The 7,739-nt window shown below is 41.8% G+C and carries 9 protein-coding genes and 1 pseudogene; all 10 read right to left on the reverse strand.

The features are described from left to right. Positions 1-176: 176 nt before the first annotated feature. Positions 177-902 carry a 16S rRNA (guanine(527)-N(7))-methyltransferase RsmG gene (rsmG, locus tag DXB52_RS14405; RefSeq protein WP_117835881.1) on the reverse strand — a complete coding sequence of 242 codons (726 nt, stop codon included), beginning with the start codon at positions 900-902 and terminating at the stop codon, positions 177-179. 113 nt (positions 903-1,015) lie between these two features. Beyond that, positions 1,016-2,906 (reverse strand): annotated as a pseudogene (gene mnmG, locus DXB52_RS14410) (tRNA uridine-5-carboxymethylaminomethyl(34) synthesis enzyme MnmG). After that, positions 2,872-4,260: a tRNA uridine-5-carboxymethylaminomethyl(34) synthesis GTPase MnmE gene (mnmE, locus tag DXB52_RS14415; RefSeq protein ID WP_117498411.1), complete on the reverse strand. Its 1,389-nt coding sequence runs from the start codon at positions 4,258-4,260 to the stop codon at positions 2,872-2,874. Before mnmE ends, mnmG begins: the two are co-directional and overlap by 35 nt. Before the next feature lie 135 nt (positions 4,261-4,395). Beyond that, a complete protein-coding gene (jag, locus tag DXB52_RS14420; RefSeq protein ID WP_117498413.1) occupies positions 4,396-5,223 on the reverse strand; it encodes an RNA-binding cell elongation regulator Jag/EloR in 828 nt (275 codons plus the stop codon). A gap of 75 nt (positions 5,224-5,298) precedes the next feature. After that, positions 5,299-5,901: a YidC/Oxa1 family membrane protein insertase gene (locus DXB52_RS17535; protein ID WP_472520379.1), complete on the reverse strand. Its 603-nt coding sequence runs from the start codon at positions 5,899-5,901 to the stop codon at positions 5,299-5,301. Then, complete coding sequence (locus DXB52_RS17540; protein ID WP_472520372.1) at positions 5,838-6,350, reverse strand: YidC/Oxa1 family membrane protein insertase; 513 nt, start codon at positions 6,348-6,350, stop codon at positions 5,838-5,840. The genes DXB52_RS17535 and DXB52_RS17540 overlap by 64 nt, the downstream gene beginning before the upstream one ends. After that, positions 6,347-6,631 carry a YidC/Oxa1 family membrane protein insertase gene (locus DXB52_RS17545; protein ID WP_472520374.1) on the reverse strand — a complete coding sequence of 95 codons (285 nt, stop codon included), beginning with the start codon at positions 6,629-6,631 and terminating at the stop codon, positions 6,347-6,349. Before DXB52_RS17545 ends, DXB52_RS17540 begins: the two co-directional genes overlap by 4 nt. Positions 6,632-6,643: 12 nt before the next feature. Beyond that, on the reverse strand, positions 6,644-6,856 hold the full coding sequence (yidD, locus tag DXB52_RS14430; protein WP_015527673.1) for a membrane protein insertion efficiency factor YidD: 213 nt from the start codon (positions 6,854-6,856) through the stop codon (positions 6,644-6,646). Between the two features lie 27 nt (positions 6,857-6,883). Continuing rightward, complete coding sequence (gene rnpA, locus DXB52_RS14435) at positions 6,884-7,219, reverse strand: ribonuclease P protein component (protein WP_015527672.1); 336 nt, start codon at positions 7,217-7,219, stop codon at positions 6,884-6,886. Positions 7,220-7,299: 80 nt separating this feature from the next. Then, positions 7,300-7,434, reverse strand: a complete 135-nt coding sequence (gene rpmH, locus DXB52_RS14440; RefSeq protein WP_004847680.1) for a 50S ribosomal protein L34 — start codon at positions 7,432-7,434, stop codon at positions 7,300-7,302. Positions 7,435-7,739 lie beyond the last annotated feature (305 nt).

The following is a 7,739-nucleotide window of genomic DNA, read 5'->3' on the forward strand; positions in this document are numbered from 1 at the left end:
ATGAGATATCCACACAGAGTGAATATCTCATGTGGAAAATGTGGATAACTCTTCTTTTTTTGAGGATATCTTCTTTTTAGACTTATTTTCTGACTATTTCAGCATTTTTCAACAATACACTCAAAAATGAAGACCTATTCACCAGAATGCCAGTAAACAGGTCCTCCTATATTTGCTTATTTTAATGGTTCTTTTGCCGGTAATCCTGCTTTTCTAGGATATTTTCCCGGTGTCTGCTTTGTTTTTTTTATTTCAACAAGTGCACGACCCATGTCTGTTCCAGGTAATTGGAACTTATCCACATTCTTTACTTTTCCACCTAACAGTGAAATCGCATGTTTTGCCTGATGGATTTCTTCTTCAGAATCTCCACTTTTATAAGAAACAAAACTGCCATTTACAGCTACAAATGGAAGGCAATACTCACTCAATGTTGACAGATTCGCAACAGCTCTTGAAACGCAGAGATCAAACTGCTCTCTGTATTCCTTTTTCTTTGCAAAATCTTCTGCTCTTCCATGAATTGTACTGATATTTTCCAATCCTAATTCTTCAATTACCGCATCTAAGAACTTAATTCGTTTATTCAGTGAATCAAGAAGTACAACCTTAAGATGCGGAAATGCAATCTTCAGAGGAATCCCCGGGAAACCGGCTCCTGTTCCGATATCAATCACACTCTGGATCTTCTGCATCTCCTGTGTTCTTGCGATTGTCAGACTGTCTGTAAAGTGCTTCAGATTCACTTCATCATACTCCGTGATCCCTGTCAGATTCATCACTTTATTCCACTCAACAAGCATCTCATAATACTTGTCGAACTGCTGCTTCTGCTGCTCATTTAATGTGATTCCGATTTTTTCTAATTCTAGATCAAATTTACTCTGTGCGTTCTCTCCCACTCTATTCTCCAATCATTACTTCCAACGGAACAGCTTCACCAATCCTACAATACCATTCCGCGGAATATTAATATAGCATTTTTAAATTCTCATGTATTGCTTTAACTAACCATTTATTTACTGCTCAAATATACAAGAAGTACGGACACATCTGCCGGTGAAACTCCTGAGATTCTGGATGCCTGGCCGATTGACGACGGACGGATCTGATTCAGTTTCTGCTTTGCCTCAAGACGAAGGCTCTGAATCTCATCATAATTAATATTTTCTGGAATTCTCTTGTTCTCAAGCTTCTTAAACTGCTCTACCTGACGCATCTGACGCTTGATATAACCATCATATTTGATATTAATATCAACCTGTTCTTTCACATCATATGGCAGTTCTTCTCTGTGCTTATCGATCGGTGCGATCTTCTCATAAGACAACTCCGGTCTGCGGATCAGCTCTGCAAGTGTTGTTCCTGATGTCAGCGGTGTACTTTCATAAGATTCAAGCAATGCCTGTACAGCTTCTGTAGTACCTACATTTGTGTGCTCTACACGTTCAATTTCCTTCTTGATCATCTCTTCTTTTTTGAGAAGTTTCTGGTATCTTTCCTCATCGATCAGTCCCACCTCGTAACCAATCTTTGTAAGACGCATATCTGCATTATCCTGACGAAGAAGCAGTCTGTACTCTGCGCGTGAAGTCATCATACGATACGGTTCATGACTCTCTTTTGTGACAAGATCATCAATCAGAACTCCGATATACCCCTGGGATCTGTCTATCACGATACCTTCTTTTCCCTGCAGCTTTCTCGCCGCATTGATTCCTGCGATCAGTCCCTGGGAAGCAGCCTCTTCATAACCTGAACTTCCGTTAAACTGTCCACCACTGAACAGACCTTCAATCTCTTTGAATTCCAATGTACTCTTCAACTGTCTCGCATCAATGCAGTCGTACTCGATCGCATACGCATTTCGCACGATCTTCGCATGTTCCAGTCCCGGCACACTTCTGTACATTGCATACTGAACATCTTCCGGAAGTGAACTGGACATTCCACCGACATACATTTCATTCGTCTCAAGTCCTTCCGGCTCGATAAACACCTGATGACGATTCTTGTCCGGGAATTTCACAACCTTATCTTCGATCGACGGACAATATCTCGGTCCCGTACCTTCAATTGCTCCTGAATAAAGCGGTGAACGGTCCAGATTGTCACGGATGATCTCATGTGTTGTCTCATTCGTATAAGTCAGCCAGCAGGACGCCTGATCGATCTGAACACTCTCAGGATCTGTAGTAAATGAGAACGGTACAACCCTCTCATCTCCTTTCTGCTCCTGCATCTTGCTGAAATCAATCGTATTCTTATCAATACGCGCCGGTGTACCTGTTTTGAATCGATACATCTTAATTCCGAGTGCTTTCAGACTATCAGTCAGGTAGTTGGCACTCTGAAGCCCGTTAGCCCGTATGTGTGCTTATTTCGCCGTAAATACAACGTGCCTTTAAATATGTACCCGTACAGAGTACAACGGCCTTACAGCGGTAAATAGCGCCTGAGTACGTCTGTACTCCTGTGATCTTGCCATCCTCTGCCAGGATCTCTGTCACTTCCATCTGACGGATATCCAGATTCTCCTGGTTCTGAAGCACCTGACGCATTGTTTTACTATAATTTGCCTTATCCGCCTGTGCACGCAGTGAATGCACGGCAGGACCTTTTGAACTGTTAAGCATCTTAGACTGGATAAATGTCTGGTCAATGACTTTTCCCATCTCTCCGCCAAGCGCATCCAACTCTCTGACCAGATGTCCCTTTGAGCTTCCTCCGATATTCGGATTGCATGGCATCAGCGCAATACTGTCCACACTGACCGTAAAGATCACTGTCTTAAATCCAAGTCTTGCAGTCGCAAGTGCAGCCTCACAGCCCGCATGTCCTGCGCCTACAACGACAACATCATATTCATCTTTATTTTCCCATACAGAACTTGCTGAATATTTCATTTACTAAATCTTCTCCTATTGATTCTCCGGTAATATTTCCAAGTGATTCATAGGCATCCATCAGATCGATCGAATAGAAATCCTCCGGCATGCCGGCATCAATGCTGAAAATGACTTTCTTCATACTCTCTCTCGCATTGACCAATGCATTTTTCTGTCTTGCATTTGTAATATAAACCTCTTCATTGAATGAGAGATCTCCCTTTAAGAACATTGCTTTCACGGTGTTCTCAAGTTCCTTGATTCCCTGCTCTTCCTTTGCAGAAATCGCAATCACAGGAATCTGCTTCTGAACACCTTTTTGTGAAATCCTTTCGCGGATCATCTCTTCTGTCACTACGGTATCCAGATCCGACTTATTAAGCAGAATCACTGTTCTTTTATCATAAATCAAATCAAAGATTTTTTCATCATTTTCGTCAAGATTTCTTGATGCATCTACAACATAAATAATAAGATCTGCCTCTTTTGCATATTCTTTCGCCTTATCGACACCCATTTTTTCCACGATATCGTCTGTCTGACGGATTCCGGCAGTATCTATGATATTCAAAGTCAGTCCCTGCAGACGAATCTGTTCCTCCAGAACATCTCTTGTCGTTCCTTCAATATCTGTAACGATCGCACGGTCATGACCAGCCAGAATGTTCAGAAGTGAGGACTTTCCTGCATTCGGTTTTCCAAGAATTACTGTCTGGATTCCCTCTTTCATGATCCTTCCATCATCCGAGGAATCAATCAGTTCTTTCAGCTGCCCGATCACCTCTTCTGCTGCCTCCTTTAGCACCTCACCGTATCCATCGACACTGATATGCTCCGGGTCATCCAGCGCAGTCTCAATAAACGCTGTATGATAAATGATCTTCTCACGGATCTCTTTGATCCTGTTCTTCACACTTCCCTTGAGCTGGCTGATCGAACTCTGTAACGCATACTCATTTTCTGATGTGATCACATCAATGACCGCCTCTGCCTGTGACAGATCCATCTTGCCGTTTAAGAATGCCCTCTTGGTAAATTCTCCCGGCTCTGCCGGTCTTGCTCCCGCCTTTAAGACCGTCTCCAAAACTCTGCTTACAACATAAGTTCCACCGTGGCAGTTGATCTCAACTGTGTCTTCTCCTGTAAATGTGCGAGGTCCGCGCATCACCATCACAAGTACTTCGTCAACTGTCTCATCTCCATCCATTACATGTCCATAATGAATCGTATGCGTTGGCACTTCTGTAATCGTTTCTTTCCCTTTATATACACGATCTGCTATCTCCAGCGCTTCACTTCCGCTGATTCTTACAATTCCGATTCCCGAATTAGTCATACCTGTAGAAATCGCTGCAATCGTATCCTGATTCATGCCTTATTTCCTTTCTGTTTTCTCTTTACATTATTTCCTTTTTTCTATACTTTACATAGAAAAAAGGACGTTCCACACCTCACGAAAGTATCCGTGAAGCGTAAACGTCCTTTCGCTTCCGATTCATAAACAGTATTATTTCTTCAAAGTAATAACAACTTTTCTGAACGGCTCTTCTCCCTCGCTGTGTGTCATCACATAAGGATCTGACTGCAGTGCTGAGTGGATGATTCTTCTCTCATAAGGATTCATCGGCTCAAGTGCTACCGGTCTTCTGTTTCTCTTTACCTTATGTGCAATGTTCTTTGCAAGGTGTCTCAGAGTCTCTTCTCTTCTTGCACGATAGTTCTCTGTGTCAAGCTTTACTCTTACATAACCTTCCTGATGCTTGTTCGCTACACGGTTCGCAAGATACTGCAGAGAATCCAGAGTCTGTCCTCTCTTACCAATCAGGATTCCCATGTGCTCTCCACTCATATCTACACAAAGTGCACCGTCCTGATCGATCTCAGTCTTAAGCTCAACTTCCATGTCCATGGCTTTCATTGTATTCTTGAGGAAATCTTCTACTGCTTTGATTGTCTGAGGCTGAACTTCTACAAGTTTTGTCTCTTTCTTAACTTCCTCTTTTACTTCTTTTTCTACAGCTTTTTCAAAAGCAGCCTTCTGAGGTTCATCCGCTTTCTTTTCTGCAGCTGCTTTCTGAGGCTGAACTGCTTCAACCTTCTTTGGCTCTACTCTCACAGGTTCTTCTACTACAGGCTCTTCTACCTTCTCCTCTTTCGGTTCCGGTTTTCTTCTTGCTTCAATAACTGCCTGCTTCATTCCGATTCCCAGGAATCCTGCGCTTCCCTTCTCGATTACTTCGTACTCCAGTCTGTCGCTTGTTACACCAAGCTGGATCAATGCTTCTGTGATCGCATCATCAACTGTTTTCGCCGATACTCTGATACTACCGTTCATCCCGATTCCTCCATCTTCAAATCCTGACCCGTCTCCTGCTTTTTAAGAGAACGGTTAGGAGTTACGAATCTTCCTTTATTTTTTCTTGCCCTTTTTTCCTTTGGAGCTGCTCTCATCTTCTGCCTTCGGCTGGTTTGTCTGCTGTCCGCTGTTATAACGGCTTACCAGATTTGCCTTAGAAGCAAGGCTTCCCGGCTTAGAATTCTGAGCCTTCTGCTGTGCTTTCTGGATCTTTTCTTCTCTCTCTGCTTCAGAAATTCCAGATTTTCCTTTTGTAACAGTACCCACATTACGAGTACTTGTTGTTGCCATCTTATTGATCTCTTTTGCAGGAGCTCCGTGTTTCTCACGTTTCTTCTGTGCTTTCTCCTGGTTCTCTTTGATCATCTCATCAAGAGACTTTGTGCTGAGATATTTGTTGATTGCAAGCTGCTGAATACATCTTACTGCTGCACTTGCTGCCCAGTAGAGACCAAGACCTGCCGGAAGTGTGAATCCCATAAATACTGAGATCAGCGGCATTGTGTATGTCATTGTCTTCATAGAGCTTGCCATCGGGTTATCTTTGTCATCTCCTGCCGGCTGTGGCTGAAGCTTAACACTGATAAACTGTGTCAGACCTGCAAGTACCGGAATAAGTACTGCAGGATGATCCCTACAACGGATCCGTTGTGGAATGCAGTTGTCAGCTGTGTCAGCGGCTGCTCTCCGATATTAATTCCAAGGAAACTGTTCAGATGAGTAACCTTATCCATTGTCTGCTGTGCAAGATCCGTGATACTCGGCATCTTTTCCATCAGCGCATTCCATGTAGAATCCTGGAATTTATAAAGTACATTTACAATTGTATCTGCCTGAGAATAATCATAAGCCTTTGGGTTCATAAGAACCGGGCTTGCTTCACCGATCGTCTCCATGATCTTCTGGAAGCCATTTGTATTCATGATTGCTTCTGTCACAGGCATATAAACATCTTTAACACCTTTTACATACGTCGGAATATCACGGATAACCGGATACAGTGCGAACAGAATCGGCATCTGGATCAACATCGGGAGGCATCCACCTGTCATGGAAGTTCCATACTTCTCATAAACAAGATTGATCTCTTCCTGCTGCTTCATCATTGAAGCTGATCTTTCTTTCCTTCGTATTTTTTCTGAATTTTCTTGATCTCCGGCTGCATAACAGCTGACATCTTAGAAAACTTCTGCTGCTTGATTGTAAGCGGAATCATCAATGTATAAATAATGATTGTGAAAATAATGATACAAACACCAATATTCTCAATACCAATCTTGCTAAGTACATTGAAGATACCATTCATTACCTGACCTAAAAGCCAGGCAATCTGTTTGATAATCGGCCAGTCTCCATAACCTGAAGCCAAAAGTCCGTATACTTCCATTACTTATCCTCCTTAAGGTACCGGATCATATCCACCTTTTGAAAATGGATTACAGCGCAGGATTCTCCATACCGCCAAAGCCCCTCCCTTGAGTGCTCCGTACTTCTCGATTGCTTCCAACCCATACTGTGAGCAGGTTGGATAATACTTACAAGTGCATCCGCCCTTCATTCCGGACAGATATTTCCTGTAAAAACGAATCATCCATAACAAGACATACTTCATCTGCGCCACTTCCTTATCATTGTCTTATCAGACATATATGTGATGAAGCTTTCCGAGATGGATCAGTGCACTTTCCACATCATGATAATTCTTATCCTTTGCACTTGTTCTCGCGATTACTACTATATCATATCCACATCGGAAATGTTCTTCTGATAATCTGTAACTTTCTCTGATCAATCGGGTAAGATGATGTCTTACCACACTGTTTCCAACCTTCTTACTAACTGATATTCCCAGTCGGTTCTTATTCAGTTCGTTCGGGATTATATACATTACAAGACATTTATTAGCGAAAGATTTTCCATTCCTGTAGACTGACTGAAAATCTTTATTCTTTTTTAAAGACTCAGAAAATTTCATCAATATCCTCTTCATTCCAGATAACAAAAATCCTGTTATCATTTAATATTAAATAGAAGAAAAGGCCACATATATGCGGCCTATGCTGATAACTGTTTTCTTCCTTTTGCTCTTCTTGCTGCCAGAACTTTTCTTCCGCCTGGTGTGCTCATTCTTGCTCTGAATCCGTGAACTTTAGATCTTGATCTCTTCTTCGGCTGAAATGTCATCTTCATATTCTTACACCTCCCTTATGCCTGATATACCTTATAATAAAAGTATTCACAAAATTAACTTCGTTACTGCGCCTCAATATTAAAAGACACTGCTCTTAATTATAGAGGGAAAACCGCATAAAGTCAAGCTTTATCAACAATCTTTCCCTCAATTTCTAGCCTTTTTTCATTTTAAAGAGTTTTTCACATTTTCTGTGAATAATTTCACAGTTCTTCGAAACCCTTATATATCAAGGGATACAACTATTTTTTCACATAATTATACAACAGTTATACAGAAGTTATCCACAAAGTTATCAACATAT

Origin of the sequence: Ruminococcus sp. OM04-4AA, from assembly GCF_003462585.1 — a bacterium.
Classification (GTDB): domain Bacteria; phylum Bacillota; class Clostridia; order Lachnospirales; family Lachnospiraceae; genus Mediterraneibacter; species Mediterraneibacter faecis.